Source organism: Pseudomonas sp. AAC, from assembly GCF_000725445.1.
Classification (GTDB): Bacteria; Pseudomonadota; Gammaproteobacteria; order Pseudomonadales; family Pseudomonadaceae; genus Pseudomonas; species Pseudomonas citronellolis.
Genome location: NZ_KL647103.1, coordinates 1 through 26,927 on the forward strand (window position 1 = coordinate 1; position 26,927 = coordinate 26,927).

Annotated in this window: 28 protein-coding genes, 1 tRNA gene and 3 pseudogenes; 17 read left to right on the plus strand and 15 right to left on the minus strand. The window is 61.9% G+C overall.

From position 1 onward, the window contains the following. Positions 1–27: 27 nt before the first annotated feature. The 3 genes from FG99_RS29175 to FG99_RS29185 form a co-directional block, all read right to left on the minus strand. Positions 28–2,439, minus strand: coding sequence for a TonB-dependent siderophore receptor (locus FG99_RS29175; protein WP_232244797.1), 2,412 nt, complete (start codon positions 2,437–2,439; stop codon positions 28–30). A gap of 169 nt (positions 2,440–2,608) precedes the next feature. Then, positions 2,609–3,598, minus strand: a complete 990-nt coding sequence (locus FG99_RS29180) for a FecR domain-containing protein (protein WP_051879395.1) — start codon at positions 3,596–3,598, stop codon at positions 2,609–2,611. Then, positions 3,598–4,152 carry a sigma-70 family RNA polymerase sigma factor gene (locus FG99_RS29185; RefSeq protein ID WP_009619857.1) on the minus strand — a complete coding sequence of 185 codons (555 nt, stop codon included), beginning with the start codon at positions 4,150–4,152 and terminating at the stop codon, positions 3,598–3,600. Before FG99_RS29185 ends, FG99_RS29180 begins: the two co-directional genes overlap by 1 nt. Positions 4,153–4,374: 222 nt before the next feature. Between FG99_RS29185 and FG99_RS29190 the strand changes: the two genes are divergently transcribed. Next, positions 4,375–5,124 (plus strand): succinate dehydrogenase iron-sulfur subunit, encoded by a 750-nt coding sequence (locus tag FG99_RS29190; protein ID WP_043273704.1) that lies wholly within the window; start codon positions 4,375–4,377, stop codon positions 5,122–5,124. Between the two features lie 4 nt (positions 5,125–5,128). Here the strand turns inward: FG99_RS29190 and FG99_RS29195 are convergent, their stop codons facing one another. Both FG99_RS29195 and FG99_RS29200 read right to left on the minus strand, forming a co-directional pair. Further along, positions 5,129–5,677 (minus strand): DUF488 domain-containing protein, encoded by a 549-nt coding sequence (locus FG99_RS29195; RefSeq protein WP_043273705.1) that lies wholly within the window; start codon positions 5,675–5,677, stop codon positions 5,129–5,131. 12 nt (positions 5,678–5,689) lie between these two features. After that, complete coding sequence (locus FG99_RS29200) at positions 5,690–5,899, minus strand: hypervirulence associated TUDOR domain-containing protein (RefSeq protein WP_009619863.1); 210 nt, start codon at positions 5,897–5,899, stop codon at positions 5,690–5,692. A 196-nt stretch (positions 5,900–6,095) separates the two neighbouring features. Here FG99_RS29200 and hemN point away from each other — a divergent pair, with 196 nt between their 5' ends. The 4 genes from hemN (at position 6,096) to FG99_RS29220 (ending at position 11,737) form a co-directional block, all read left to right on the plus strand. Next, positions 6,096–7,481 (plus strand): oxygen-independent coproporphyrinogen III oxidase, encoded by a 1,386-nt coding sequence (gene hemN, locus FG99_RS29205; RefSeq protein WP_043273706.1) that lies wholly within the window; start codon positions 6,096–6,098, stop codon positions 7,479–7,481. Positions 7,482–7,782: 301 nt separating this feature from the next. After that, complete coding sequence (locus FG99_RS29210) at positions 7,783–8,292, plus strand: sigma-70 family RNA polymerase sigma factor (RefSeq protein WP_043273708.1); 510 nt, start codon at positions 7,783–7,785, stop codon at positions 8,290–8,292. Continuing rightward, positions 8,292–9,239: a FecR domain-containing protein gene (locus tag FG99_RS29215; protein WP_043273709.1), complete on the plus strand. Its 948-nt coding sequence runs from the start codon at positions 8,292–8,294 to the stop codon at positions 9,237–9,239. The genes FG99_RS29210 and FG99_RS29215 overlap by 1 nt, the downstream gene beginning before the upstream one ends. 68 nt (positions 9,240–9,307) lie before the next feature. After that, on the plus strand, positions 9,308–11,737 hold the full coding sequence (locus tag FG99_RS29220; protein ID WP_043273710.1) for a TonB-dependent receptor: 2,430 nt from the start codon (positions 9,308–9,310) through the stop codon (positions 11,735–11,737). Between the two features lie 170 nt (positions 11,738–11,907). On the opposite strand, the gene FG99_RS29225 is transcribed toward FG99_RS29220, so the two are convergent. Then, positions 11,908–12,756, minus strand: coding sequence for an amidohydrolase family protein (locus tag FG99_RS29225; protein ID WP_043273712.1), 849 nt, complete (start codon positions 12,754–12,756; stop codon positions 11,908–11,910). 572 nt (positions 12,757–13,328) lie between these two features. Between FG99_RS29225 and FG99_RS29230 the strand changes: the two genes are divergently transcribed. After that, positions 13,329–13,402, plus strand: a tRNA-Cys gene (locus tag FG99_RS29230). 100 nt (positions 13,403–13,502) lie between these two features. On the opposite strand, the gene FG99_RS29235 is transcribed toward FG99_RS29230, so the two are convergent. Together FG99_RS29235 and FG99_RS31745 are read right to left on the minus strand one after the other, a co-directional pair. Then, the gene (locus FG99_RS29235) at positions 13,503–14,027 is read right to left on the minus strand and encodes a tyrosine-type recombinase/integrase (RefSeq protein WP_051879397.1); all 525 of its coding nucleotides are present in this window, start codon (positions 14,025–14,027) and stop codon (positions 13,503–13,505) included. 13 nt (positions 14,028–14,040) lie between these two features. Beyond that, a pseudogene (locus FG99_RS31745) lies at positions 14,041–14,314 on the minus strand (DNA cytosine methyltransferase); the annotation flags it as partial. Between the two features lie 63 nt (positions 14,315–14,377). Here FG99_RS31745 and FG99_RS32345 point away from each other — a divergent pair. Further along, complete coding sequence (locus FG99_RS32345) at positions 14,378–14,773, plus strand: hypothetical protein (RefSeq protein WP_141766104.1); 396 nt, start codon at positions 14,378–14,380, stop codon at positions 14,771–14,773. Positions 14,774–15,292: 519 nt separating this feature from the next. On the opposite strand, the gene FG99_RS29245 is transcribed toward FG99_RS32345, so the two are convergent. Together FG99_RS29245 and FG99_RS29250 are read right to left on the minus strand one after the other, a co-directional pair. Continuing rightward, positions 15,293–15,739, minus strand: coding sequence for an SPFH domain-containing protein (locus tag FG99_RS29245; RefSeq protein WP_043273714.1), 447 nt, complete (start codon positions 15,737–15,739; stop codon positions 15,293–15,295). 10 nt (positions 15,740–15,749) lie between these two features. Continuing rightward, positions 15,750–16,229, minus strand: a pseudogene (locus FG99_RS29250) (major capsid protein); the annotation flags it as partial. Positions 16,230–16,403: 174 nt separating this feature from the next. Between FG99_RS29250 and FG99_RS31750 the strand changes: the two are divergent. Further along, positions 16,404–17,237 carry a hypothetical protein gene (locus FG99_RS31750; protein WP_081884755.1) on the plus strand — a complete coding sequence of 278 codons (834 nt, stop codon included), beginning with the start codon at positions 16,404–16,406 and terminating at the stop codon, positions 17,235–17,237. Positions 17,238–17,248: 11 nt separating this feature from the next. Next, on the plus strand, positions 17,249–17,437 hold the full coding sequence (locus tag FG99_RS29255) for a hypothetical protein (RefSeq protein WP_043273715.1): 189 nt from the start codon (positions 17,249–17,251) through the stop codon (positions 17,435–17,437). 25 nt (positions 17,438–17,462) lie between these two features. Here the strand turns inward: FG99_RS29255 and FG99_RS31755 are convergent, their stop codons facing one another. Both FG99_RS31755 and FG99_RS31760 read right to left on the minus strand, forming a co-directional pair. After that, on the minus strand, positions 17,463–18,524 hold the full coding sequence (locus FG99_RS31755; RefSeq protein WP_081884756.1) for an acyltransferase family protein: 1,062 nt from the start codon (positions 18,522–18,524) through the stop codon (positions 17,463–17,465). 6 nt (positions 18,525–18,530) lie between these two features. Beyond that, complete coding sequence (locus FG99_RS31760; protein WP_081884757.1) at positions 18,531–19,685, minus strand: acyltransferase family protein; 1,155 nt, start codon at positions 19,683–19,685, stop codon at positions 18,531–18,533. A gap of 101 nt (positions 19,686–19,786) precedes the next feature. On the opposite strand from FG99_RS31760, the gene FG99_RS29260 reads away from it, so the two are divergent. The 7 genes and pseudogenes from FG99_RS29260 to FG99_RS33020 all read left to right on the plus strand — a co-directional run bounded on the left by FG99_RS29260 (position 19,787) and on the right by FG99_RS33020 (position 24,266). Then, the gene (locus tag FG99_RS29260) at positions 19,787–20,281 is read left to right on the plus strand and encodes a glycoside hydrolase family 24 protein (protein ID WP_043273716.1); all 495 of its coding nucleotides are present in this window, start codon (positions 19,787–19,789) and stop codon (positions 20,279–20,281) included. Next, entirely contained in the window at positions 20,278–20,787 is a 510-nt protein-coding gene (locus FG99_RS29265) for a DUF2514 family protein (protein WP_051879399.1), read from the plus strand. The genes FG99_RS29260 and FG99_RS29265 overlap by 4 nt, the downstream gene beginning before the upstream one ends. Before the next feature lie 244 nt (positions 20,788–21,031). Further along, entirely contained in the window at positions 21,032–21,847 is an 816-nt protein-coding gene (locus tag FG99_RS32350) for a hypothetical protein (RefSeq protein ID WP_141766103.1), read from the plus strand. A gap of 657 nt (positions 21,848–22,504) precedes the next feature. Then, positions 22,505–22,600 (plus strand): hypothetical protein, encoded by a 96-nt coding sequence (locus FG99_RS33370; protein WP_371263890.1) that lies wholly within the window; start codon positions 22,505–22,507, stop codon positions 22,598–22,600. Between the two features lie 54 nt (positions 22,601–22,654). Further along, positions 22,655–22,806: pseudogene (locus FG99_RS33015) on the plus strand (glycoside hydrolase family 19 protein); the annotation flags it as partial. 248 nt (positions 22,807–23,054) lie between these two features. Further along, a complete protein-coding gene (locus FG99_RS29275) occupies positions 23,055–23,813 on the plus strand; it encodes a substrate-binding periplasmic protein (RefSeq protein ID WP_043273717.1) in 759 nt (252 codons plus the stop codon). 186 nt (positions 23,814–23,999) lie between these two features. After that, positions 24,000–24,266, plus strand: a complete 267-nt coding sequence (locus FG99_RS33020; RefSeq protein ID WP_256205145.1) for a lysozyme family protein — start codon at positions 24,000–24,002, stop codon at positions 24,264–24,266. Here the strand turns inward: FG99_RS33020 and FG99_RS29280 are convergent. After that, entirely contained in the window at positions 24,245–24,685 is a 441-nt protein-coding gene (locus tag FG99_RS29280; protein ID WP_043273718.1) for a nuclear transport factor 2 family protein, read from the minus strand. The genes FG99_RS33020 and FG99_RS29280 overlap by 22 nt on opposite strands. 156 nt (positions 24,686–24,841) lie before the next feature. Beyond that, positions 24,842–25,192, minus strand: a complete 351-nt coding sequence (locus tag FG99_RS29285; protein ID WP_009619928.1) for a hypothetical protein — start codon at positions 25,190–25,192, stop codon at positions 24,842–24,844. 431 nt (positions 25,193–25,623) lie between these two features. Between FG99_RS29285 and FG99_RS29290 the strand changes: the two genes are divergently transcribed. Continuing rightward, on the plus strand, positions 25,624–26,049 hold the full coding sequence (locus FG99_RS29290) for a styrene oxide isomerase (RefSeq protein ID WP_043273720.1): 426 nt from the start codon (positions 25,624–25,626) through the stop codon (positions 26,047–26,049). Between the two features lie 305 nt (positions 26,050–26,354). Here FG99_RS29290 and FG99_RS30925 read toward each other — a convergent pair whose 3' ends face one another. Further along, positions 26,355–26,774, minus strand: a complete 420-nt coding sequence (locus FG99_RS30925) for a LytR/AlgR family response regulator transcription factor (protein ID WP_051879403.1) — start codon at positions 26,772–26,774, stop codon at positions 26,355–26,357. Positions 26,775–26,927: the final 153 nt, after the last annotated feature.

The following is a 26,927-nucleotide window of genomic DNA, read 5'->3' on the forward strand; positions in this document are numbered from 1 at the left end:
AATCGATCGGCTCGCGCGTCCCGCGCCTCACCAGTTGTAGCTCACCTTGGCCGTGATCTCGCGGCCCGGGTTGTAGTAGTCCGCGCTACCGCGACCGACCACGTGCTGCTCGTCGAACAGGTTGCTGACGTTGATGGCCAGGTCGGTGTCCTTGAGGAGCTGGTAGTTGAACGCGGCATCGAACAGGGTGGTGGCGTCGCTCTTGCCGGTGTCGTTGAAGTCGCCGAAATAGTAGGCCCCCGTATACCGGGCGCCCAGGCCGACGCTGACATCCGTTCCTGGCACGCTGTAATAGCTCCATAGCGAAGCCGAGTGCCTGGGGGCGGAGACGAGCTGGTTGCCCTTGATCGACACGACCTCGTAACCCGTCCCGCTCCATACCTGCAGCGCGCCGCGGAGCACCTCGGTGTCCATGTAGGAGTAGCCGCCGACCAGGCTCAGGTTCTCCGTCAGCTCGGCCTTGACCTCCAGGTCCAGGCCTCGCACGCGCTGCGAGCCTACGGTCTGCTGGTCGATGACGCCGTTCGGCTGCACGACCGCGGTGGCGACATCGTCCTGGGTCAGCTGGTAGACGGCAGCGGAGAACAGCGCGTTCATCTCCTGCGGCGAATACTTCACACCCACTTCGTACTGGGTGCCGCGCTCCGGGGTGACGCCGACCTCGGGCGGGGAAACCGACTCCACCATGCTGACGTAGGTGGAAACCTCGTCGTTGACGATATAGGTCAGCGCGCCGCGGAAAGAGTTTTCCGAGAAATTGTCCGAGGACTTGATGCCGGAGAGGTGGTCGGTTTCGGAAACGTCCATGGAGTCGTTGCGCATGCCGGCGGTGACGATGAAACGCTCGTAGAACGACAGGTTCTGCTGCAGGAACACCGACTTGATGGTGCTGTCCTGGTCCTTGTCCTGGTAGACGATGGCCGGCGAAACGCCGCGGTATACCGGGTTGGCAACGTCTATCGGGTCGGCGGAGCCATAGACGGAGACGTTCTTGGCGGAGGAGTCGAGATATTCCACGCCGACGATGCTGCTGCTGTCGATGTTCTCGAAGCGCGCGTCGTACTGCAGCATCAGGTTGCCGTTGAACTGCTCGGCGTCGCTGTCGGAACCCAGGTAGCCACGGTCGACCAGGGTTCCGGTATGCCCGGAAGCGTCGCTGATATAGGCATAGCCGTATTCATCGCTCAGGTCGCTGTGGCGCAGGTTGCTGCGCAGGGTGAAACCGTTGTCGAAATCATGGGTGAAGTTGGCGCTGACGTTGGTGCGCTCGACATCGTGGAAGTTGTAGCTCGGCTCGCCGAAGAACTTGTCGCGGTCATACTCCCTGTCCATGGGGTAACCGCCACTGTTGGGCGTGTTGTCCTGGCGCAGGTGATCCACCACCAGGGTGGCGGAGGTATAGGCCGTCGGCGCCCAGGTCAGGCCGCCCATGAGGAAGTTGTTGTCGTCCTGGGAGTGGTCGTATTCGCGATCGCTGTCCTGGAACTTGCCGGTGAAGCGGTAGGCCAGGGTCTTGTCTTCGTTCGCATCGCCGGTATCCAGGCCGGCCTCCATGTGGTTGAACGAGCCGTAGGTCGCATAGACCTGGCCGAACCTGTTGAAACGCGGCTGCTTGGTCACGAAGTTCACCGAGCCGCCCGGGTCGGCCGGGCCGAACAGCGTGGAGTTGGCGCCGCGCAGCACCTCGACGCGCTCATAGGCGAAAGGCTCCTCGCGCACGCCGCGCATCGAGCCCAGGGTCAGGCCATCGCGGTAGGTGGTGGCCTGGAAGCCGCGAATCAGGAAGTAGTCGTTGCGGTCATCGGTGCCGTAGTAGTCGGTGATGGTCCCCGGGGTGTACTGCAGGATTTCCTCGGTCGTGCTGGCGCTGCGCTGCTCGATTTCCTTCTGGGTCACGACGGAAACCGAGGCCGGGGTGTTCTGGATGTTGGTCGCCACCTTGCCGCCGACCCACAGTTCCCGGGCCACCACCGAGGTGGAGGGGTCGTCCGCTACCGCCTGGGCGTTAACGATGACGGGAGCGAGGCGATAGGGCTCCGCGCCTGGCGCCTTCTGCAGCCCATAGCTGCCATCGGCCTGCCGAACGGCCTCCAGGCCGGTTCCGGAAAGCAGCGCGGCCAGGCCGTCCGACACCGTGTAGCTGCCTTGCAGGCCCGGGCTGGTCACGCCCTCGGCCACGCTGCCGGCACCGACCAGATACACGCCCGCCTCACGGGAAAAACGCGTGAGCACGCTGGCCAGCGGGCCGGCGGGAATGTCGTAGCTGCGCTCGGCGCTGGCCACGACGCCGTCCCCGGCCATGGCGACCGGCGACCAGGCCGCCAGGCCCACGGCGCTGCCCGATAGCGCCAGGTGAAGCGCCAGGGTCAGCGGGCGCAGGGCAAAAGCGTGTGCGACAACACCCGGGTGGGCAGCGCGCGGGTGACAGCGGAGGGACATGGACGGCATTCCTCTGGGGACAAGGGTTGATGAGCGAAGACCCTCAACAGCCGATGCCATACGGCCCCTCGAGGCACCGATGCGGCGATGTTTCATGTCTTCTCACTGGGTAAACCAGCGAGCGGGTGAAACCCGGAACCCTTTTTCCGATTTTTTTTGCCCGCCGTGCTCAGCGCCGGGCTTCGATGCTCGCCCACCAGGGCAGGGGCTGTTCGATACGGATCGGCAACGCCGAGGCCAGCATGCGCAGCACGCGCTCGGAGTCCTGGATGGGGAAGTTGCCGTACACCCGCAGGTCGGCCACCTCATCGGCGACGCCGAGGTGGCCGTGGCGATAGCGGCGCAGCTCCTGCACCACCTCGCGCAGGGAGATGTTGTCGGCCAGCAGCGAGCCCTGGGTCCAGGCTTCACGGGCCGCGTCGGCGGCCTGGCTGTCACCGATGTGGCTGGCGCTGAAATGCGCCTGCTGGCCGGCCTTCAGCACGCGGACGGCGCCCTTGGCAGTGCGTATTTCCACAGCGCCTTCATAGACGGCCAGCCAGGTTCGCTCACCCTCGCAGCGCACGTTGAAGCGCGTGCCCAGCGCTTGCAGGCGCCCATGTCCGGTCTCGACGTAGAAGGGGCGCGCGCCCTTGGCGGTGGCGATGAACACCTCGCCGCGCACCAGCGTGACGCGGCGAGCCCGGGCACTGAACGCCAGGTCGATGGCACTGGCGGTGTTGAGCCAGGCGCGGGAGCCATCGGCCAGGGTTATTTCACGTTGCTCGCCGGTGGCGGTGCGGTAATCGGCGCCCCAGGCCATCAGGGCGGGCGGCAACAGCGCTTCACGCCAGCCCAGCCAGCCGCACAGGGTGCCAGTGCTGACGGCCGCCATTGCGGTCAGCAGCCGGCGACGCGAATGCATGCGTTCGGCGGCGATACCCAGCGCATCGGCGGCCAGGTGCGTGTCGGGCCGGCCGCGCAGCGGCTCGAAGTTGCGGCTGACGCCTTCGACATAACGCCAGGCCTGCTCGTGCATCTGATCCGCGCCCAGCCATGCCTGCCAGTGGGCGCGCTGCTGGGCGCTGGCCTGGCCGTCACGCAGGGTGGCGTACCAGTAGGCCGCCTGCTCCAGCACGGCGTGCGAGGGCAGGGGGCTTTCGTGACCGGGGTTCGCCATCAGTAGAGCGGCTCCTGGCGCAACGCGGCAGCCGTCTCGCCGGCGCGCAACGTCAGGCACGCGAGCATGGCCTGGGCCACGTACTTGCGCACCATGCGCCCGGAAACCCCCAGCTGCGCGCCGACCTCGTCGTCGGTCATCTCGCACACCACGGCGAGGGTAAAGGCCCGTGCCGCCTTGGCGGACAGCGTCTGCAGCATGCAGCTGATTTCCTCCAGGGCTTGCAGAACCGCGGCCTGCCGCTCGGCGGAGGGGCACTGCTCTTCCGGCAGCGCCGCCAAGGTGTCGAGCCAGGCGCGTTCGATTTCCTGGCGCCGCCACAGGTTGATGCACAGGTTCTTGGCGGTGGTTCGCAGGTAGGCGCGCACTTCGGCCATGCTGGCGAAGCGCGGCTGGCTGGCCCCGCCGATCAGCCGCAGGAAGGTGTCGTGGGCCAAGTCCGCGGCATCGCTGGCGTGCCCCAGGCGCCTGCGCAGCCATGCCTGCAGCCAGCCGTGATGGTCGCAGTACAGCGTCTCCAGCGATGGGGGAGTGGCATAGGCAGATGAGCTCACAGACAGTCACCACGCCGCCGGGTGGTGTCCCGCGGCCATCAGAGTCTTTTGGTAAATGAGAATCGATACTAATCATCACATAGCTTGCCATTGGCCAGCAACTCGGCGCCGCTGCCGGCGCTGCTCGTATCGATGAGTCGTATAATTCCTGGGCTGTCGACAGAAGCTCCGGCCAGATCGCCTGGAAGGTCTACACTGGAGATCGGCCCGGAGGCGAGCGAGATGAAAGTCCGTATCTACCGTTATCTCCCGGAACAGGATGCAGCGCCGCGCCTGCAGGACTACACCTACGACCTGCAGCCGGGCGAGGACATGATGGTGCTCGACCTGCTGGAGCACCTGAAAACCCAGGACCAGACGCTGACCTACCGGCGCAGTTGCCGCGAAGGCGTCTGCGGCTCCGACGGCATGAACATCAACGGCGCCAACTGCCTGGCCTGCATCACCAGCGTCTCGACCTTGCTCCACGGCGGGCAACTGCCATCCGGGCAGTCGATCAGGCCGCTGCGCGGCGACGTGGACATCGTCATACGGCCGTTGCCCGGCCTGCCGGTGATACGGGACCTGGTCGTCGACATGCGGACGTTCTACAGGCAGTACGAGCGGATAAAGCCCTACCTCATCAACGACCAGCCGCCACCGGCCATCGAGCGGTTGCAGTCGCCGGAGGAGCGGGCCAGGCTGGATGGCCTGTACGAGTGCATCCTGTGCGCCTGCTGCTCGACGCAGTGCCCCTCCTGGTGGTGGAACCCGGAGCGCTTCATCGGCCCGGCGGGCCTGTTGAATGCCTACCGCTTCCTCGTCGACTCCCGCGATACGGCCACCGAGGCGCGGTTGGCGGCGCTGGACGACCCGTTCAGCGTGTTTCGTTGCCGCTCGATCTACAACTGCATCGCCTTCTGCCCGAAAAAGCTCAAGCCGCGGGCGGCCATCGGGCATATCGAGAGGATGCTGCTGAAGCGCGGTACCTAGCCGCTCACTCCGGCGGCGAGTCAATCGCGGGATAGACCACCGAGCCATCCGCCTGGACGACGGCGCCGGGCGTCAGCCGGGCCGGCTCCAGGCGGCCTTCCCCCATGATGTGGAAGACCGCCTCGCCCCTGGCGATGAGGTAGTCGCTGACGATGCGGCGGTGGCAGCGCCACCACACGGCTTCCGAGCACATGATCGCGCAGCGGCGCTGGCGCCCGGCTTCCAGCAACTGCTCCAGGCCCTGCTGGAACGGCGCCGAGAGCGCGTAGTCGGCATAGTTGTGGAAGCTGCGGTTGTCCCAGAAGCCATTGACCTGCGCCGGCAGGCCCCGGGCCTTGCCGCGCAGCCCGCCGAGCGCGGCCAGGTGCTCGTAGGCGATGGCGTGGCCGGCCAGCGCACCGGGAAGTGTGTCGGCATTGAACTGCGGGTTGGACGCGGAGCGCGGGACCTTGCGGATGTCCACGAGCAGCCCGACGCCGGGCTCGCGCAGCAACTCGACGAAGGCCTCGAGGCTCCGGTTGGAGTGGCCGATGGTGAAGAACGGAAGCTTCACGGGCCGCCAGCATCACACAAGGGTAAGGGCGCTGCCCTTGTGCGCCGCGATGTGGTCGGTCCTGTCGCTCTTGATCTCGTACTGCGGATCGTCTTCCGAGGCGTGATGGCGGTGGCCCTTGTAGTCGAAGTCGCGGGTATGGATGGCGATGATCGTCCCCGACACGCGGCCCGCCTCGGAGTTCCAGCTCACATGATCGCCGATCTCGAATCTCCTGGTCATCGTGCAGGCTCCTCAGGACGTTGCGCTAACCGCTGGCGCTGCCAGCACGGACAGTCTAGCTCGCCCTGGATGCGCGAAGCCGAGCTGCGCCCGGCGGAAGTTCTTGATCCCGCTCAGGAGGCGCAATGCTCACATGGGTGTATCTTTGAACGGACGACTTGCAGCGACAGACTGCCAGCGTCCGAGGAGCCGTGCCATGTCTGAGTCGATGAGTTTCAACCGCGCGCTGGTCGAGAAGTACGATCGCCCCGGCCCGCGTTATACCTCCTATCCCACCGCGCCGCAGTTCCATGGCGCGTTCGCCGCCGACGACTATCGCCAGGCCGCCCGGTCGAGCAACCGGGCGCCGGCCAAGCCGCTGTCGGTCTACATCCACATCCCGTTCTGCAAGAGCCTCTGCTACTACTGCGCCTGCAACAAGATCATCACCCAGAAGACCCACCGCGCCGTGGAGTACCTGGACTACCTCAAGCGCGAGATCGCCATGCAGGCGGCGCTGTTCGAGGGTTCGCGCAAGCTCACCCAGCTGCACCTGGGCGGCGGTACGCCGACCTACCTGACCAGCGAACAGTTGTCGGACCTGATGGACAGCCTGCGCGAGTACTTCAACCTGGACGAGAGCGACGACCACGAGTTCTCCATCGAGGTCGACCCGCGCACCATCAGCCGCGAGCGCATCGCCGAGTTGCGCGCCCAGGGCTTCAACCGCCTCAGCTTCGGCGTGCAGGACTTCGACGAGAAGGTCCAGGCCGCGGTCAACCGCGTGCAGAGCGAGCAGCAGATCTTCGACCTGGTCCAGGCTGCCCGCGAGGCGCGCTTCAAGTCGGTCTCGGTGGACCTGATCTACGGCCTGCCGCTGCAGACGGTGGAGAGCTTCGACGCCACCCTGGGCAAGATCATCGCGCTGCGCCCGGACCGCATCGCCGCCTACAGCTACGCCCACCTGCCCGAGCGGGTGCGCGCGCAGCGGCTGATCCGCCGCGAGGACATGCCGCCGCCCGAGCGCAAGCTGGAGCTGCTGGAGCTGACCATCCGGCGGCTGACGGGGGAGGGCTATGCGTACATCGGCATGGACCACTTCGCGCTGCCCGACGACGAACTCACCGTGGCCCGCGCCAGGGGCACGCTGCAACGCAACTTCCAGGGCTATTCGACGCATGCCGACTGCGACCTGATCGCGCTGGGCGTGTCGTCGATCAGCAAGGTCGGCGACACCTACGGGCAGAACGTGAAGGAGCTGTCGCAGTATTACGCGCGCCTCGACGAGGGCCTGCTGCCGGTGCACAAGGGCTATCGGCTGACCGACGACGACCGCCTGCGCCGCGAGGTGATAGGCGCGCTGATGTGCCATGGCCGCGTGGACTACGCGCCGCTGGAGGCGCGCCATGGCATCCGCTTCAGCGAGTATTTCGCAGGCTCGCTGCGGCAGTTGCAGGAGCAGGTCGACGACGGGCTGGTGGAGCTGCGCGACGACGCGCTGATCCTGCTGCCCCAGGGCCAGCTGATGATGCGCAGCGTGGCGATGGCCTTCGACGCCTACCTGGGCGGCGAGCAGCAGGAGCGTTTCTCGCGCACGATCTGAGCCAGGTCACGGCGCCGCACCAGCGTGCGCCGGCTCAAGGGCATGGGTGGCGCCAGCCACCCGCGGGCCCATCCAGCCGGAGTCTTGAGCCCGTTTTCAAGTCCAGCCATTTCGCCGTCGGCGCTTTCCGGACGATGGCCTGCCATGGCACTCGATCGATCCCAGCCAGTGGAAAAGATGCCTACCTGCATCCCCGTTCGGCGGTGGATAGCGTGCGGGGCATCGAAAGGGCTTGGTTTGGATGATTATCATTAATTAGAATCAATCTCATTTGCTATGTATTCGTACAGGGCCTCTTGAGATGACTGAAAGCGCGACGCAACCGGAGCACAGCCTGCATACCCTGTACCGCGACCATCGGAGCTGGCTGGAGAACTGGCTGCGCCGGCGCCTGGGCAACGCCTGGGATGCGGCGGACCTGAGCCAGGACACCTTCCTGCGTGTGCTTTCCAGTTCCCAGCAGCTCGCCGAGCTGCGCGAGCCGAGGGCCTACCTGCTGACGGTGGGCAAGCGCCTGCTGAGCAACTTCTATGCACGGCGCAGCTTGGAGCAGGCCTACCTGGATGCCCTGGCGCAATTGCCGGAGGACAGCATGCCGTCCCCGGAACAGCGTTGGCTGTTGCTGGAAACCCTGCATGCCCTGGACGAACTGCTCGACGGCCTGCCGGCGCTGGTGCGCCGGGCGTTTCTCTGGAGCCAGCTAGAAGGGCTGGGCTACCGTGAGATCGCCGAGCGTCTCAAGGTTTCCGAACGCACCGTCAAGCGCTACATGGCCCAGGCCTACGAGCATTGCCTGCTGGTGGAGCTGTGATGCGCCCGACGCCTTCCAGCGAAGCCCGCGAGGTGGCGCGCGCGGCGGCCCAGTGGCTGGCGCTGCTGGAGTCCGGAACGGCCAGCGAGGACGACCACGCCCGTCTGCAGGAGTGGCGCAGGAGCAGTAGCCATCACGAGAGCGCCTGGCAGAAGGCGCAACTGCTGCGCCAGCGGTTCTCCGGATTGCCGGCGGCCCTGGCGATGGCGGCGCTGGATCGCCCGGACCTGGCGCGGCGCACGGTGCTCAAGCGCGCCCTCGGCGTCGCGGCACTGGTGCCGGCGGCCTGGTTGTTGGGCCGGCAACTGCCGCTGGATGTCTGGCGCGCCGACCTGCATACCGGTATCGGCGAGCGCAAGCGGTTGCCCCTGGCCGATGGCAGTTCGCTGCAACTGAATACCGACACGGCGGTCAACGTCGACCTGGCGGCCCGTCGACTGACCCTGGTGCGGGGGGAAATAGCGCTCAAGGTCCCCGGCGGCACGCCGTTGACCATCCAGGCGCCCTTTGGCCGCATCGTCGTCAGCCGCAGCGAAGTCTGCGTGCGCCTCAACGAGCGGGATTGCCGGGTGTCGGTGGTCAGCGGCTCGGCGCAGTTGCAGCCGTTGCGCGGCCCGTCGCTGGTCCTGCGCGAAGGGCAGCGGGTCAGGCTGCAGGCCGCTGGCGTCGGGCCTGTCGAAGCGTTCGATGCGTTGCTGCCCGGCTGGCGCGAGGGCGTGCTCATGGCGCAGAACCAGCCGCTGGGAGACTTCCTGCGTGAACTGAGCCGCTACCGTCCCGGGTTGCTCCGCTGGGACCCGGCGCTGGAAGCCCTGCGGGTCACCGGCAGCTTCCAGCTCGACGACACCGATCGCGCGCTCTCTCTGCTGGCGGCCAGCCTGCCGCTGGAGGTGCACTCGCGCACCCGCTACTGGGTCACCCTGGTCCCTCGAAAAAATATTGCCTGAGGCTCGTCCCTTTTTTTCGCGTCACCGGTCATTCCAGGCAGGTGAACAAAAAACGAGAGCTTCTCCCAATGCCAGCAGTATTACCTTGTCGTTCCCGCTCGACCTCCTCCGGCCTGCGTCCGTTGTTGCGCCTGGGCCTCATGATGAGCCTGAGCGTCAGCCCGTTGTTGATCCCGGCCAGTTGGGCCGATGACGTCGCCCGGCGCAGCTACCAGGTGCCGGCCGGCAGCCTCGGCGCCACCTTGACCCGCTTTGCCGGCCTGGCGGGGGTGAGCCTGTCGGTGGACCCGCAACTGGTGAATGGCCGTCAGAGTGCCGGGCTGTCGGGTAGCTACAGCGTCGATGAAGGCTTCGCGCGGCTGCTGCAGGGCAGCGGCCTGCAACTGCAGTCGGTCGGGACGGGCGCCTACACCCTGGTGCCGGTACCGCGGGATTCCAGTGCGCTGGAAATCTCCCCGAGCACCATCATGGCCGTCCGGGCCGGCGCCGACGACGGCGAGCCCTATGCCGGTGGCCAGGTCGCCCGTCGTGGCTCGCAAGGCCTGCTCGGCTCGCGTGATTTCATGGAAACGCCGTTCAGCATGATCACCTACACCAGCGAGGCAGTGAAGGACCAGCAGGCGCGCACCCTGGGCGACTTGGTCGCCAGTGACCCGTCGGTGCGAGCGACCAACCCGGCGGGCGGACGCTACGAACAGTTCACCATTCGCGGTTTCAGCCTGTTCAACAGTGACGTCGCCTACAACGGCCTCTACGGCATCCTGCCGACCTATTCGATCGACATGGAAATGGCCGACCGCGTCGACATCCTCAAGGGGCCGACCCAACTGATCAACGGCATCTCGCCCCGGGGCAGCGTGGGCGGCGGCATCAACGTGGTGCCCAAGCGCGCGACCGACAAGCCGATCAGCGAGTTCACCGGCAGCTACGCCTCCAACAGCCAGGTCGGCGGCGCGGTGGACATTGGCCGCCGCTTCGGTGAGGGCAACCAGTTCGGCCTGCGCTTCAATGGTGTGAAGCAGTCCGGCGATACCGAGTGGGACCACCAGAGCGTCGATCGCGAGATGGCCGTGCTGGGCCTGGACTTCCGTGGCGAGCGGGTCCGCCTGTCGACGGACATCGGGCACACCGAGCGCGATACCGATGCGCCGCAGGAGCGGGTGCAGGTGGGCGCCAATGCCAAGGTTCCGGATGCGGACGACGTTCGCCACAACTACGCGCAACCCTGGAGCAAGGCGCGCACCCGGGACACCTTCGGGACCCTGAATGGCGAGTTCGACCTCAGCGATTCGCTCATGCTGTACAGCAGCGTCGGTGCGCGCAAAAGCAACCATGACTTCCTCCGGCATGCCGTCGCGATCACCAACGATGCGGGCGACTTCAGCGTCCAGCCCCGCGACTTCACCCGTGACGAGAACGTCCGGACCGCCACGGCCGGGCTGCGCAACTGGTTCCACACCGGCCCGGTGAGCCATGAGGTCAACCTGGCGGCCAGCTACTTCTACATGGACTTCACGAACGGCGGCGCGCGTTACTCCTCGGCGCCCAGCAACCTCTACGATCCGGTGGAAACGCCGACGCCCAGCACGCCCACGCGCTTCGACCCCGAGGTCTACGCCGAGAACCGCTTCACCGGCGTGGCGCTGTCCGACACCCTGGGCTTCGTCGACGACCGGGTGCTCCTGACCCTGGGGGCCCGTTGGCAGCGCGTCAAGGTCGACGACTGGAGCGACGACGTGAAGGGCGACACCGCCTACGACGAGGAAAAGGTCTCGCCTTCGGGCGGCATCCTGTACAAGGTGAACGACCAGCTGTCGCTCTATGCCAACTACATGGAAGGCCTGAGCCAGGGGAAGATCGCGCCTTCGACCTCGATCAACGAGGATGAGATCTTCCCGCCGTTCATCAGCCGCCAGGTGGAAGTCGGCGCCAAGTACGACCTCGGCGCGTTCGCCTTCACCGCCAGTGCCTTCCGCATCAAGCAGCCGGCCTACGAGACCAACGCCGCCACGCGCATCTTCGGGCCGAACGGCAAGCGGGTGAACAAGGGTGTCGAGCTGAGCGTGTTCGGCGAGCCGCTGGAGGGCTTCCGCGTGCTCGGCGGCATCATGTACATCGACAGCGAGCTCACCGACACCATCGGCGGCGCCTACGACGGTAACCGCGCGCCGGCCACGCCGAAGTACAACGTCAACCTCGGCGCCGAATGGGATGTGCCCGCTGTAGCGGGGCTCACCTTTAGCGCCCGTGGCATCCATTCCAGCTCGCAATACCTGGACCAGGCCAACAGCAAGCAGATCGACGGCTGGGAACGTTTCGACCTGGGCATGCGCTATGCCTTCAAGGTCGAGGGCAAGGACGTCACCCTGCGCGCCAATGTCGAGAACGTGATGGACGAGCGCTACTGGGCCTCGGCCGGCGCTTCGGACGACAGCGAGCCGGGGCTGACCTTGTCCACGCCCAGGACCTACCTACTTTCGGCAACCGTGGGGTTCTAAGGGAGCCAGGCAAGCATGCGCCACAGGGATGGGCGCAGCTTTCTTGTTGACCCGGCAAGAAACTGTTGGCGCACAGCAGAAGGGCATCGCTCCGGGGGGATTGCAGCAGGGCGCCCTGATCCGTTCCTTCTAGCACCGCCATGACGACGGCGCTGTGAGGGATGCGCTACTCAGTCGAGCTTGAACAGGCGCGCGGCGTTGCCATGGAAGAAGCGCTCCAGGGCGTGTTCGCTCAAGCCCAGGCGCTGGGCGTCCTCGATGCTCTGGCGAATGGGCCTGAAGGTGTAGGAGGAGCCGAACAGCAGCTGGTCGGCGAGGAAGCCGTTGGCTGCCTGCACGTAGGCTTCGCTGCCGGGCAGGAACAGGTACATGTCCGGCACCAGGTGGACGTTCTCGTAGCGGAACGCCAGGCCGATGGCCTGCTGCACGTTGGGCCAGAAGCCGTGGTAGACGACGATCCGCAGGTCCGGGAAGGCCCGGGCCACCGCCGCCAGGCGGCCGGGGGCGTTGTAGGCCGGGTCGGGCGTGGTCGGCCCGCTCATCAGGAACAACGGGGTGGCGCGCTTCTGCAGGTGCTCGTAGATCGGCCAGTACAGCGCGTCGTCCGGGTGCCGCGCCGGTTCGCCGAAGCCGGGCTCCAGGTCGATGCCGGCCAGGCCCAGGTCGTCGATCGCATGGTCGATCTCCGCGAGCGCGCCTTCCACGCCTTGCAGCGCCGGGTCCACCGCGCCGATGCCGAGCAATTGCGCGTGGCCATCCACGATGGCGTGGATCCGTTCGTTGGGCAGGTGCTGCGCCGGCGTGTGCCGGCCGACCACCACGGCCTTGTGCAGGCCGGCGTCGCGTACTTCGGCGAGGAAGCCTTCCTGGGTCAGCGAGCGTTCGAAGTGGGCATCGTCGCCACGAGTGCCGACGCGCCGGTTCAGCCAGCGCGCCGTGGCGTGCTCGGCCGAGCCGGGCACGGCGCCGAAGAACGGATGCAGGAAGGCCGGGCGGCAGCGCATGTCGATGATCTTCATGCGCCGTGCTCCTGTTTCCGCTCGCCGTGGATTGGGCCTGGGTGGTGGCTGTCGCTGGAAGAGGGTGGGGTGCGGAAAGCGTCCAGACTCATGTTGCTGTCCTCGTTGGCATCGGTTGGCGCCGTTCACCTGGCAGGGAAGGGGGCCATGGGAGGTGTTCCCGAAATAAGCGGTGATGCCCCGAGGCAATCCCTGTGCCACTGGCATACCTCAGTGATTCCGGGGGTTGTGGCTTTCTGCTGGGCCTTTACTGTTGCTCTTCCAACTGTTCTGTTGGGGTGCTGTCGGCGGGCCAACAGTTGGCCCGGCCTGCCGCAAGTGATTTCAGAACGGGTGGGCGACGGCCTTGAGGGCGATGCCGATCGAGAGCCCTGAGGCTGGCGGGTGAGTCTTCAGAGGCGAATGAAGAAATTTAATCTCAGGTGTTGCCAGCCTTGTCCCATTAGTCCATAATCCCGGCCATCGAAAGCGCAGGGCGATGAAAACTCTGTGTAATCAATAGGTTAGAGCTTGAAAGAAAGCCAAGCCGAACAGAATTGCAGCGAACCGCAGCGCGGTTTGCCAGGTTCAAAGGCTGAGTAGCAGAGTGGTTATGCAGCGGATTGCAAATCCGTGAACGCCGGTTCGATTCCGACCTCAGCCTCCAACAGGAAAGCCCCGTAGATCCCTGATCTACGGGGCTTTTTCTTTGCTCTGACGAAAGCCATGCGAAACGGTATGTTCTGGTACGCGTTCCATAATTTTTCCTATTTCACCTGCTTCGCAACGGCACCAACTCGACGGTACCGTAATTCCCCCTTCGAGTGCCCCTGCAGCACGCTCGCATCTGCCACGTCACGGATTTCACTCGCGGCTTTTGGTCGGATATCGCGGAGCTGGAACTGCCAGATGCGTACCGCAAGATCGGGCTCGCCATTCTCCTCCGTTTCACTGGCCGCTTTTGACCGGGCCTCATCCCACCGATTCCTGAGCATTGGCCAGGAAACCCGCCTGCCGTTCCGGCTCAGCACTAGGAACGGCGATAGCATCCCCTCATTCCCTTGCGCTATGCGTTTCAGCAGCTTTCCGAGTGAGTTCTGCTCGCCATCGACCTCGATCTGGATGCGTAGACGCTTGCCAGTCTTCCCCTGGGTGACCAGCAGGTAGCTGTCGACAATGTCGTCCTTGCGCATCCCGAGAACATCGGCGGGACGCTGGCCGGTCAGGTAGGCCAGGTCCATTGCATCTCGCAACTCATGGCAGGCCTGCGCATAGACGGCCTTCCAGACCATGTCGTTGGCGTAGTAGGGCGCCACGCTCGCCGGCCAGGCCGGCGCGCATGCCGGCTACGGAGAAGTCTTGGCAGGGCGTGCCGCCGACGAGGATCAGCGGTGCGGCGATGATTCCCAGCAGCACCTCGCGGGCGAGCTTGGTCATATCCCCCAGGGGCACCGCCGGCCAGCGGTGGGCCAATACGGCGGATGGGAAAGGCTCGATCTCGGCGAACCAAACCCAGCATATGCCAGGCCACGCTTGCGGCCTCGATGCCGCTGCAGACGCTTCCGTAGGTGATGGGCATGATGGCTCCTGGCCGGTATAGTTGGCGTTCTTTTCAAGCGAGGGCGCAGGGATGTGGGTATGGTTGGAAGAAAACAACGGAGTATTGGCTTTAATTGTCGCTGTTTTGGTTGCAATGACTGCTCTGATTCAATTCTTCTTAATTAAACGATCCGAAGAGCATGCAAGGCAGTTCGCTAATTATCACAAGCTGCTTGAGGATCTAAATGAGAAAAAAGATCCCGACGGGAAAATAAGTGGGCAGTATTTAGACAGGCAGATGGCAATAGTTTATGAGCTTCGTAATCTTAGGAAGTACCATGCAATTACTGTAAGAGTTCTAGAAAGATGTCTTGGCTCTTGGGAAAAGCTGGAGGATTTTGGGTATGCTCCGGTAATTTCTGAAGCCGAGAGGACTATTGCATATATAAAAAGGAACCAACATAAAAGGTTCAGGCGTTGCGTGAATCTTGACGATTGATCCTGAGTGCCAGATTGATGCGGCGAGAGAGGCTGCGAGCAAGGCGTTCCTCTTCCTTCAGCTTGTCTCGCTCGCTCTCGCTGTGCTGCCTTGCGTTCAGCTGCGGTCTTGGCTGCCATCACTGAACCTTCCTGCGCGAGAAGCTAATCGCGTGCTCCGCGGCGATCTTGGCCACCGCGTCGTAGGCCTCTTTGCGAGTCATGGTTTCTCCAGACAAAGCTCCGCCTAAGCACTGCTTATGGCGTGTAAGGGATAGGGTGGGGTGGCTTATGCGACCGGTAGGTCTTGGTGAGCGTGCCGTTAACTGAGCGCCCCTTTCGAAGCAGAACGTTTGCCAGCGCCGCCCGGTCTAACCGACCAGCAGGTCGACCGAGAAGTCCGGCAGCGTGATGCCGACGGAGGCCAAGTACTCCTTGGCCTGGGCGGTCGTGAGCATGTCGGGCTCCAGAAAGAGAAAGGCCCAATGCTGGGGCCAGAAACGACGAAGCCACCCGAAGGCGGCCTCTCGTCAGGTGCCGATTACTCGGCGGGGAACAGCTTCGCCAACTCGCCGTCTGGCAGCAGCGCGGCGAGGCCTTCTTCGCCCTTGCGACCGTCGAAGTCGATTTTCAGCTCCTTCAGCCGGGCCTTGATCACCTCGCGGCGCTCGTTGGCGTCGGGCGGCGGCAGCAGTTTGGCAGCCTGAGCCTTGGCCTCGTCGAGGATCTCGGCAGCGCCAGCGCGCGCATCGTCCAGCAACTTCTGAGCGGCGGCCGTGGCTTCTTCGTGGATTGAGCGGGCCTTGGAGACGACTTCCTGCGCTTCCTCGCGCGCGGCTGCCAGGACCTTGCCAGCCTCACCGTCCTCGTCGGCACCCTCGCCCACGGCGCGCACGTTGGCGGCCAGGGACGGGTGCACCTCTTTCAGTTCCACGATCTGGCCGGCGGTTACGCCATGCCAGGGGCGAATCACTTCGAACTTGGGCATGTCGTTCTCCTTAGGCCAGGTTGGCGCCATAGATGACGCCGCCGAGACCTTCCGCGTCCTTCTTCACCTGCAGGCCTAAGGCGCCCAGGATCTGGAAGTTGTAGTTGGTGTCCGGGAGCGGGCGCGGCAGCGGGGTCACGCCAGTGGTCATGCCGACCAGGGGGCTGACAACGCCACGATCGCGGACATAGCCCAGGAACTGGTTGCCGGTGAAGGCGTAGGTCGGTTTGATCTTGCGGACCGGCATGAACGGGGCCGCGACGGACAGAACGGTGCCGATGACCTGGCCGTTCACCTCGTAGGCCTTGTTCAGATTCGCCCAGATCTCGTACGACATCCAGAGGACGTCATACGCAGCGACCTTGTTCGCGCGCGCGGCCTGGCCGAAGGCGCCGGTGCCGAAGAAGGCGGTGGTCAGGTCGATGTTGGCGCCGCCGGAACCGCTACCGAGGTTGATTTTGATGGTGTTGCGGTGGTTGCGCAGGCCCTGATCACCGGCGCCGGTTCGCCGCCGGCACTTCCTGCTTTCCCGAAAGCCCTCTACCTAGGCTCGCTCGACGGCCAAAGCCAATTCCTCAACGGCCACCTCCAACTGCTCACCTACTGGCCACAACGGCTGGATAACTCCGGCCTCATAGACCTCACAGCCTAATAGGGGGTCTTCATGGCAACGAACGATTTCCTGCCCTTCGCTGGCGGGGCGGGCGCGAACGTCCTTACACAATCGGCTTACCTGGCGCAGACGGCCTTGCGATCCAATGGATTCTCCGCTGGCACTGCCCAATCCGCACAGCTGAACAAGGTCTGGCGCCAGGCATCGGTCATGTCCGCGGTACTGGCGCAGATGATCTCTGACAACGCCGGTGTCGATGTTATCGACGATGGTACGACTGCGACGATCCTGGCGAACCTGAAGGCGGCTGTTGGCGGCAGGCTGATCGGTGTCCAAGTCTTCACTTCCAGTGGAACCTATACCCCAACACCGGGAACCAAGTCGGTGCTTGTCGAAGTGATCGGCTCCGGAGGCGGTTCTGCTGGCTTAGCCGCTACCGGTGGGTCTACATGGCGCGTGTCGGGTGGTGGTGGCGGTGGCGCCGCCGGTACTTCGGGCGGCGGTTCGGGTGGTAATGGCGATACCACCAGCTTCGGCGCTTTGGTCTCAGCATCAGGAGGACAGGGAAGCAACCAATCCGTCATTACTCCTACTGCCACGCTGATTGCAGTGGGCGGATCTGGAGGCTTGGTCATTGCTGGTTCCGGGATCATTTACCAGGCTGCCGGGCCGCGGGGGAGCATAGAACTCATGTCCTCTAACGGGCAGATTGGCGGTGATGGTGCGCCTTCCGGCAAAGGAGGGGCCGCTGGCGTTGGGGCTGGTAACGCTTCTGCGGGTAACGCTGGTGTTACTACTGGCTCAGGTGGCGGTGGCGTTTGTCTCTCAAGCAGTTCGTCCGCGAAGGCGGGGGTGGCTGGCGCCAATGGTCTCATCATCGTTTAGGAGTACAGCTGATGACGCTCTATGCGCGCATCCAAGACGGTAAAGTCTTCGAACTCTTCGAGACCGATGGTGACATGGCGGAAGTGTTTCATCCGGCGCTGAAGTGGGTCGAAGTGCCGGATGAGGCGGAGGTTTTCCAAGATTGGCTATGGAGCGAAGAGAAAGGATTCATGCCGCCAGAACCAGACAACCAAGCGTAATCGATCATGCCTGGTTGTCTTTAGCTCAACTGGTTTCTATAGCGTCAGATCTTGAAGTCATTCCTCTCTTCAGGGAGAGGAATGGTTTCTCAATAGCGAACCAAGAAGCCGCGCCAACTGCTATCGATACGGGGATGGAAATTGCCGCCAGATAGATGGCTGGAATATTCGGGAAATAATGTATCGTTAGCTGCTGTATGGGGAATGAGTAAAGGTAAACCCCATAAGAATAGTCCTGTACGAAGCTTGGGAGAATAATTTTCTCTGAGTACGCGAATAGTAAACATGCATAAGCTATAGTGAAAAATATAGCCAGCATGAAGCCTGTTTGAATTGCAATCGCGATTGAAATGGCAGTAATTGTGAAAAGTATGTATTTACATATATAAATATTTTCTCGGAATATATACATTAAACTACCAATGAAGAAGCAGCAAACCAAGTGCACGTTGTCTTTGCTGTACGGTATTAGCGGTAGCTTGTCGAAATAGAGCGCGGTGAGCGTTGCAGTAGCGGTTATTGCAATTACGGGCCTACTGCCAAGGAGTCCAGTGGTATAGAAGATTGCAATATAAATGTAAAGTCGCGCCTCTATCGGTATAGTCCAAAGACTTCCGTTAATTCCGTACTTCCCAAGGTCTACAAATGGAAGGCTAAACTTTGCCGAGGTTAGAGATATATTGCTAGCTATGTATGAAATGGTTTCTTTGTGTGTAATGTAGTCAATGAATCCGGCGTCCGATATAAGAATTCCAAATAAAACAACTGTGAGCAAAACGCATACTGAGAGCCCAGGAAGTATTCGCAATGATCTGGCTGTTAAGTATTCCTTTAGATTCCTTTTCTTTAGGATGCTGCTGGTTATAAGAAATCCGCTTATACAGAAAAAAATAAGAACCCCTAGGCTGTGAGGCCTTATGCCTAGAAAAGTAATTGACGCAAGATTTTCTTGGGTACCCTGATACGAGAGGCCAAGAGAGTGTCCGGCTACTACTAGCAACGAGGCAAACAGCCTTATGAGAAGGAAATTATTCTCCTTTTCTGTCAGGCGTTCGCTTTCAAGTTGACCCAGCGTCTTAAGTTTCATTGTCAGTTACTTTTTAAATATTATGTTTTCAGTTTTTACATGAACTGTGTGAGCATCTGTCTGAGTTTCAACTACAGTTGGTTCTTTGCTGAATCTCTCATCTCTAATGCGCAGTATCTTTGATTCAAATGTCTTGTAAATTATCGCCGATATAGCAAAGGTTGATGCTATATATGCTATGAATAGAAGTATTCCGGCAGTAGCTCCATCCCTGTTTGGGTGGATGTGTGTTATCGCAAATAGCACAGGTAGATTTGCGAGATATGCGGAATATGACCACTTTGAGATTCGCGAAGTAACTATGGCGATAAATGATGGCACCCTTGACTTAAGGGAGGATATTATCAGTAGAATGGCGCCAATTGAGGTGAGTGTAAATATTAAAATCCTGATTGGGTAGCTTGAATTTAATATTGCGTCGGGCTTTGACATAAAATAGGAAATTGCGCACAGTGTAATTACGCCCGCTACCGCTGATATTTTTCTTGCTGCGCTTGAGATTTTGATTCCACTCAGCACTACCGCAGCAACCACTCCATACATTATAGAATCAAGCCTCAGCGCAGCGATCTTCCGAATGCCCTCGTCGAGTGGCGGGTTTAGCGAGTAAATCACTAAGATACGTGCCGCCGTGCACGCCATGATAACCAGTGCCGCCGTACCAAGCATGGATCTCTTGGGTGATTTTCCGCATAGCATGAATACAGAGATTAGGAGGGGAGTTGTTAGATAGAATATTTCCTCAACGGCCAAGCTCCATGCTTCCCCGAAAAAACTTGGATGATGCCACGCAAAGTTCTGCGTAAAGCTGGCATAGTACAGAAGATTTGGTATTTCTGCCGGACGTATGGAGTACGAAAGTACAACGTTTATGGCAATGAAGAGAAAATAGTTTGGCAAAGTGCGCATCCATCGCCGCATCCAGAATAAAGGTATCCAAGATGTCGGCGTTGTCGATGTGCTTGCAGAGCGAAGCATTATTCCGCCAATCAGGAATCCCGAGAGCACGAAGAATATTTCTACTCCGAGAAATCCACCGAACTTAAATGACTGCGCCCAAGGGAATGCTGGAACCAAGAAGTAGCGTCCATGCGATAGAAGCACGAGCGAAATAGCAAGCGCCCGGCAAACGTCAAGCCACTGATTTCGACTTTCTGACATCCGATATTCCTTTGAGCATTTCCTAAGCGAGCAATGCAGTTGCTGCGCATTCTACCTAAAGCCGGCCCTAGAGCCGGCGTTTTCGTTTCTGGAGCTTGACCATGCCTCGAATCAGCGCCGCCCAAGCGGGCGGCAAGAACGTCTGTGCCTTCCTCGACATGCTGGCCTGGTCGGAAGGCACGCGCACCAGTCGGTACACCAAGGACGACGGCTATGACGTGGTGGTCGGCGGCCTGGACTCGCCGAACACCTTCAGCAACTACGCCGGCCACCCGAACATTCTGGTGACGGTGAACAAGCAGGGCCTGAAGTCGACTGCTGCCGGCCGCTACCAACTGCTGTTCCGCTGGTGGAAGCCCTACCGCGACCTGCTCCAGTTGCGCGACTTCAGCCCAGAGAGCCAGGACCGGGTGGCCATCCAGCAGATCCGCGAGCGCGGGGTGCTGGGTGATATCCAGGCCGGCCGTGTGCGCGAGGCTATCGCGAAGTGCTCGAACATCTGGGCCAGCTTGCCTGGCGCCGGGTACGGCCAGCGCGAGCATCGCATCGGGGACCTGGTGCAGCAGTACCGTGCTGCGGGCGGGGTGGTTGCATGATGGCTTGGCTGAAGCTGGTGCCTACCTGGTGCTGGGCGGCGCTGGCCGGGCTGGCGTTGACGATATTGGTTGGCGTGGTGCAGCAAATCCGCGTCAGCTCCGCCCAGGCCGATGCCGCTATCGCCCGTGGAGAGCTGGCGGACTATCGGACCGAGATTGCTGAACGCGATCGGCGCGCCGCGCTGGCTGCCCTGGCTGAAACGAAACGCCGCCAGCAGGCGGTCGAGGAGATCGAGAGCGATGCAAAGGGGAAGTTGGAACAGGCGCGGGCTGATTCTGCTGATGGGCTGCAGCGCGAGGTCAACCGACTGCGGGCCGGGCGTTCTGCAACCTGCAGTGCCGTCGCTGCCGGCGCGCGCCAGCCAGGCGAGTCCGCCATCGGAGTGCTTGCCGACTTGCTCGACGAATTTGTCAGGCGCAATCGAGTCCTCGGGGCAGCGGCTGATGCAAGTCGAGTAGCGGGGTTGGCGTGTGAGCTGAGTTATCAGGCTCTTCAGCCGCAATGAGGCGTATTCAGGGAGAGATTAAGCTCCCTGAATGCGCTACCAGCGAGTACATCAGCGCCCTACTGTTTCCTTCTTTCTGGGAGGTGCCTCCCCCGACAAAAGATCTGGAATAATGGCGATCGCCAATTGATATAACTGGCACAAAAGCGTGGCCGTGCCAACCATTCTGGCCCATCTAGACTTGCGCAGGATCAGGCGCAATGCGAGGGAGAAGAGAATGAGGGGCGCTTGGATATTAGGGGCCGTGCTGCTCGGCAGCGTGGCCCAGGCGACTGATACCAGCAATGAGAAATCATTCGTTTGCCAACTGCCGGCCATGCCCGGGAAGGTGTATTTCAAAAACGTGGTTGGCAAACAGTACAACTTCAATCAGGACGGATCGGTAGGCGGAGAGCGAGTGAGGATGCTTGGCACGCCCGGCAATGGCTCCGTAACCTTTTCAGGCATCTCCTACAATGGAAAATCAGTGCGGGTCACGATACTTCCCGACGGTTCCGCCACCACCAGCCTCGACGTCGTTGACGACCCTAGTGCGCCAGGCATCTATGGTGACGCATCCAAAAAACTAGCTCACCGGTGGGGTAAGTGCACGATAAAAGTCTTGCCTAATCCTGATTCGATGCAGGCTAAGTGGGAGAAAGCTCACCCCAAGCCAACCAAGATAAAAGCCATCAGCACCGCGTCCACCGCTGGCAACTCCAATCCATCCACAACGAAACGTGAGTCCCCAGCGAACACCCAGCTCCGGGATCAAAATTGGCGAGCTGACGGTTGCCTGTCCAACACCGGCAACCAACAATACACAGTTAACTGGCAGAACCTTTGCAGCTTCAAGCTGAATGCTGTAGCTGTCAGCTATAGATCTGAAGGCCCAATAGGGTCAATTGAAGTTCACCCAGTGCCCCCTAACGGCTATATAAGCGCACCGGCCGGCACTGATAGCTCTTACAGGTCTGAGGTATTTGCTTGCAAAGCGCCGTACAGCCCATCCATGCCTGTGGATTTACGCTATTACAACAAGGCTCCAGCCGACCTGCCACCATGCGAACTACGACCTTAATCTGCCACTTGGTGGAGCGGGTGTACGCGAGGGTATGAACATTAAGCTGGTACAGCTTACTGACGACAGACTGTGGCAGGTAAAGGGTAGATAAATAATTGCCCAGAACGGGCGAGGAAGGGGCAGAAAATCGTTTCCATTTCGAGAGAGCGCCCCTGCGTGGCACTAGGGCTGCAACAGAGGTATAAATTGTCTATTATGGAAGATGCATACCTAAACTATTGAAAGATAAGAAATTGATGTCGGATTGCAAATCCGTGAACGTCGGTTCGATTCCGACCTCAGCCTCCAACAGGAAAGCCTCGTAGATCCCGATCTACGGGGCTTTTTCTTTGCACGTCTTGGTCAAACAATTTCTGCAATTTTGTGGTTCGTTTCCGCAACTGAAGATTACTTGGTAGGGCTTACCACCCCCCAACCCGGCGGATGGCAGTGAGGTTGCCTGACGAGCATCTGCAGCAGCTCAGGGCGCTGCTGTCACCTGGTTCAGCCTGGAGTCTGGAGTGGAGCGACGGTTCTGGTTGGGATTGCCCGGGCGTCCGCGCGAATCGATACGCGTGCCGCGGCGTTGCTGGCTGAAATGGACCCCAATGCAGCCACTGAGCTGGTTCCGGACTGGGAGGCCGTGATGGGGCTGAGGAAGTAGCGCAGCTGAAGTTGTGGAGGCAATACCGAATCGCACTGGTGCGCCTGGAGCAGCAAGAAGGTTGGCCGCGCAGTGTCCAGTGGCCGGTATCGCCTGCAGCGGCCTGAGTCATCAACTCGACAAGCCCGCCTTGCGCGGGCTTTTTGTGCCCGGAGATGCCTATGCTCCTCACCGAAGCGCAGCTTTTGCGCATCCTCCCCAGCGCCGGCCCTCGAGCCGGCGTTTTTGTTCCTGGGCGATGGCGCGGTACGGCATAACCTCACCGGTGCGGCAGGCAGCGTTCCTGGCCCAGATCGGGCATGAGTCGGACCAACAGCGCTACGTGCGCGAGATCTGCGGGCCGATTGCGGCCCAGCAGCGCTACTGGGCGTGAGGACTGGGTCTGCCGCTATTGGACCATGCAGAATTTCTGGTTCAGATCTCGCATGCCCCTCTGGCTCCGGTCACGTCCGGGGCTTTTGTCTACAACCAGTGCAGGGATTCAGAAGAGTCTGAAAGACTTCTACCATCGATCAGTAGATCAAATAGCCGGCCCTATTCACAACGCTAGGTAAAGTCTCCATGTTCATTCGTCCATTCATCATTACAGCCGCGCTGTTGCTCAGTCTTTCAGTGCACGCCGATGATGCTCCTATCCCTGACTATTACAAAGTTACCTTGCTGACCGAGAATTTCCCGCCATACAACATGTCGATCACAGGCAAGCAGTTTGCCCTCGAAGATGGCATCACCGGTATCGCCGTAGACGTAGTGCGGGAAGTGTTCAACCGTGCCCAAATCAAATACACCATGACTCTGCTCTACCCTTGGGACCGACTCTACAAGACGGCCTTGGAGAAGCCCGATTACGGCATTTTCGTCACCGCCCGGACGCCCGAGCGTGAAGAGCTGTTCAAGTGGGTTGGCCCAATAGGCCCCGATGACTGGGTGCTGTTCGCCAAAGATGACAGCAAGATCACCCTGAAAACGTTGGAGGAGGCAAAGAAGTACAAGGTTGGCGCCTATAGGGGCGATGCGATGGCCGAAGACCTGCTCAGGCGTGGGTTCGACCCTCATTTGGAGTTGCGCGACCAAGAGAATGCCAAGAACCTGGTGAAGGGCAATATCGATCTCTGGGCTGCTGGCGACCCTGCTGGACGCTATCTCGCCAACCAAGTCGGTATCAAGAACCTGAAGATCGTATTGCGCTATTCACATGACGATCTTTACCTGGCGCTAAACAAGCAAACTCCCGATGAAGTCGTGCGGAAGTTGCAGGGAGCACTGGAGCAGATGCGCAAGGAAGGCAAGATTCAGGAGATCCTCGATCTTTACCTCTAGCCCCGAAAAGATCAGCGACACGGGCGTTTTTCTAGGAGCTCTCGCAATTATCCGGGGTAGGGGAGCAGATCGAAGTGATCGTGTGCAACCCGCCATGAAAGGTTTTTCGTTGATCTGGCCTGATTGATCCGTACCAACCCAACCAAGCCCGCCCCTGGCGGGCTTTTTCATGTCTGGAGGAAATTCATGCCTCGAATCAGCGCCGGAAACGCCGGCGGCAAGAACGTCTGCGCCTTCCTCGACATGCTTGCATGGTCGGAAAGTGCGCGGACCAGTCGCTTCACCAAGGGCGGCGGCTATGACGTGGCGGTGGGCGGCACCGACTCGCCGAACACCTTCAGCTTCAGTATTGCATCGCGCCGATGCTGGCCCAGCCCACCATGCTCGGGCATTCGCGTTATGGCCTGGCGGGAGTGCGCCCGGCCTCGGACTTACGTGGCCCCATTCAAATGACCGCTCAGGTCCCCCGTGGCATCCAGCATCGAATAGTCTCGGAAGGAGAAACGCCACACGCCGTCGATGCGTTCGAAGGCGTCGTGGTACCTGCCCATGGCGATCGGCTGGAGCGGTAGGCTGTCGGTGCTCTGCAGGACGGTGTAGCAGGATCTCGCCGTGGCGCGGTGCGCGGCTTCGTCGACCTCGACGATCATGTTGCTGATGAGGTGGCGGGTGCGCGGTGTGCCGCAGGGGTAGAGCTTCACGCGTTGGCGGAAGATGGCCAGGAGTGCGTCCGCGGTCACGCTGTCGGCGCCGTCCAGCAACTTGATGCGCGCGTGCCGGAACAGCGCGGCCATGCCTTCCAGGTCGCCGGCGTCGAGCCGCTCGGCGTAGCGGTACAGCAGGTTGGCGATCTCGGTTTCGCTGCTGGCCATGTCCGTCTCCTTGTTGGCGAGTCGACGTACTCTAGGGGCCAGGAGAAGACGCGGGCTTCGTCTCCTCGGACTAGGCACGCTGCCCTTGCGGCGCACACGAAAAAGCCCCGTGGGTTCGCGCCCACGGGGCTTCGGCATTCCAGTGCGGCGCTGGATTTACTTCTTGCCGCCGAGGGCGCCGCCCGCCGCGCCGCCCAGGCCGGCGCCGATGGCCGCGCCGGTGCTGCCGCCGAGCTTGTTGCCGATGAGCGAGCCACCGGCGGCGCCCAGGCCGCCACCGATGGCGGCCTTGGTCTTCCTGCCTTTCTTGGCTGTGGCCGCGCTACCTGCCGCGCCGCCGACGCCGGCGCCGATCGCGGCACCGGTGCTGCCGCCCAGTTGCTGGCCGACGACGTTGCCCAGGGCGCCACCCAGGCCGCCGCCGACGGCTGCCTGGGTACCGCCGCCGGCCATGGCGGCTTGGGCGAAGAGCAGGCTCAGGGCCAGGGCGGGGAGTGCTTTGCGCATATTGCTAACCTCGAGAAATGAAGGGCGGCAGGCTTGCCGCCCGGGATGGTCGATGGAGCGTCCGGATCGCAGGGCGATCCGCAATGTGAATTCGCTGGCGGTGTCAGACCGGCCGCAGCCGTTCCGGTTCCCGGGGCGGCGGAATTCTACCGGGCCCGGCGCTGCGCCGCTCGTTTCCTTGCCTGCCGGTGAATGCCGGATGCCATCCATGGTTCGCCGTGGCATACTGGCACTTTGGAATTGCGCTGCTCAAGGATGAGAGATGTCGCGCTTCGAATGGCTCGTCGTGGCCGCCGCCTGTCTTTTCATCGTCTGCTATCTGGCGGCTTATCTGCTGCTTCCATACGAAAACATCGCGCCCGGCTGGCTGCCGTTGCGCTAGGCCGCGCCGTCTAGAGTGAAGGGAAAGCCCGATCGCGGAGGGGCCCGGCATGGCTGGCGTGAATCGGCGGTTGCTCTGGCACGGCTTGCTACTGCTGTTGCTCGGCCTGCTCACCGGGCTGGTCGAGGCGCAGCTGAGCAATCCGCGCATGGCCCTGGCGGCCCACCTGGAGGGCATCCTCAATGGCCTGCTGTTGCTGGCGTTGGGGGCGATCTGGGATGAGGTGGCGCTGTCGCGCAGGTGGCAGGGTGTCACTTTCTGCGCATTGCTCTACGGCGCCTATGCCAATTGGGCCTTCACCTTGCTCGCCGCGGTTTTCGGCACTGCGGCCATGTCGCCCGTCACCGCCGCGGGGCATAGCGGGGAGCCCTGGCAGGAGCTGCTGGTGACCCTTGGTTTCGTCAGCGTCGGCCTGGCGATCATCGTCGCCATCGGACTGCTGCTCTGGGGATTGCGCGGCAGGGTGGCGCGCTGAGAAGGGCGAGTGGCTGGCCGTCGCGTCCCTGCTCGGCCGGCCATGTCCTCAGCAAGAGGGCCAGGCATATTGCCATTACGCGACAGCGAAATAAACATACATCCTCGATTGCATGTATGCGAATCGCTCATACCTTGAGCTGATGCAAGTTTTCACTCGAACGATGGATAGCGGAAAGGAAAAAGCCCCGCGGCGAGGCGAGGCTTCTTCGTACTACCGATGGGGGCTGGTCCGTCAGCCTTCATGCAGTATAGAAGCGTGATGTTGCTTTGATATTGCAGGCGGTCGAGCGATACGCTCTTTCGTCAGCCAGCCCGCAGGGCAGGGGCTGTCTGCGGGCTGGCCAGCATGGAAGGTGGCAGCGTCCCGTCCAGGGTGGCGATCACGGTCGCTCCGCCGCGGGCCCGCAGCAGGTTGCGAACCACGCCGACGCGCTGGCGGCTCAGGGGCAGGCGGGTTTCCGTGCCGTCGATGCCGATGCTGGCCGAATAGGCGTCCCAGCGCAGGTTGCTGACCAGGCTGCGGCGCACCAGGTGGCTGCGATGGATGCGGATGAACTCCTCCGCGAACTCGATTTCCAGGGCCTTCAGAGTGGCGTCGAAATGAATGCGTCCCTTGGCGGTGAAGGCCGTCACATACTTTTCTTCCGCGCTGAAATGCGTGATGTCCTTGGTTTCGATGACGACCAGGGACCTGCCCACGCGGGTGGCAATACGTTGCCTCATCGGACCTCTCCTGTTTGGCGTTTCGTGATCCACTGAACGTCAAAGTCTTGTACCGATGATGGCTCTGTGCTGGCTTTTCGACGGTTATGTGATTGGGTTCACGCTGCTCGGCTGTCCAGGGAAGGTGGCGGAAGAAAAAGCGGCCGCATCCGG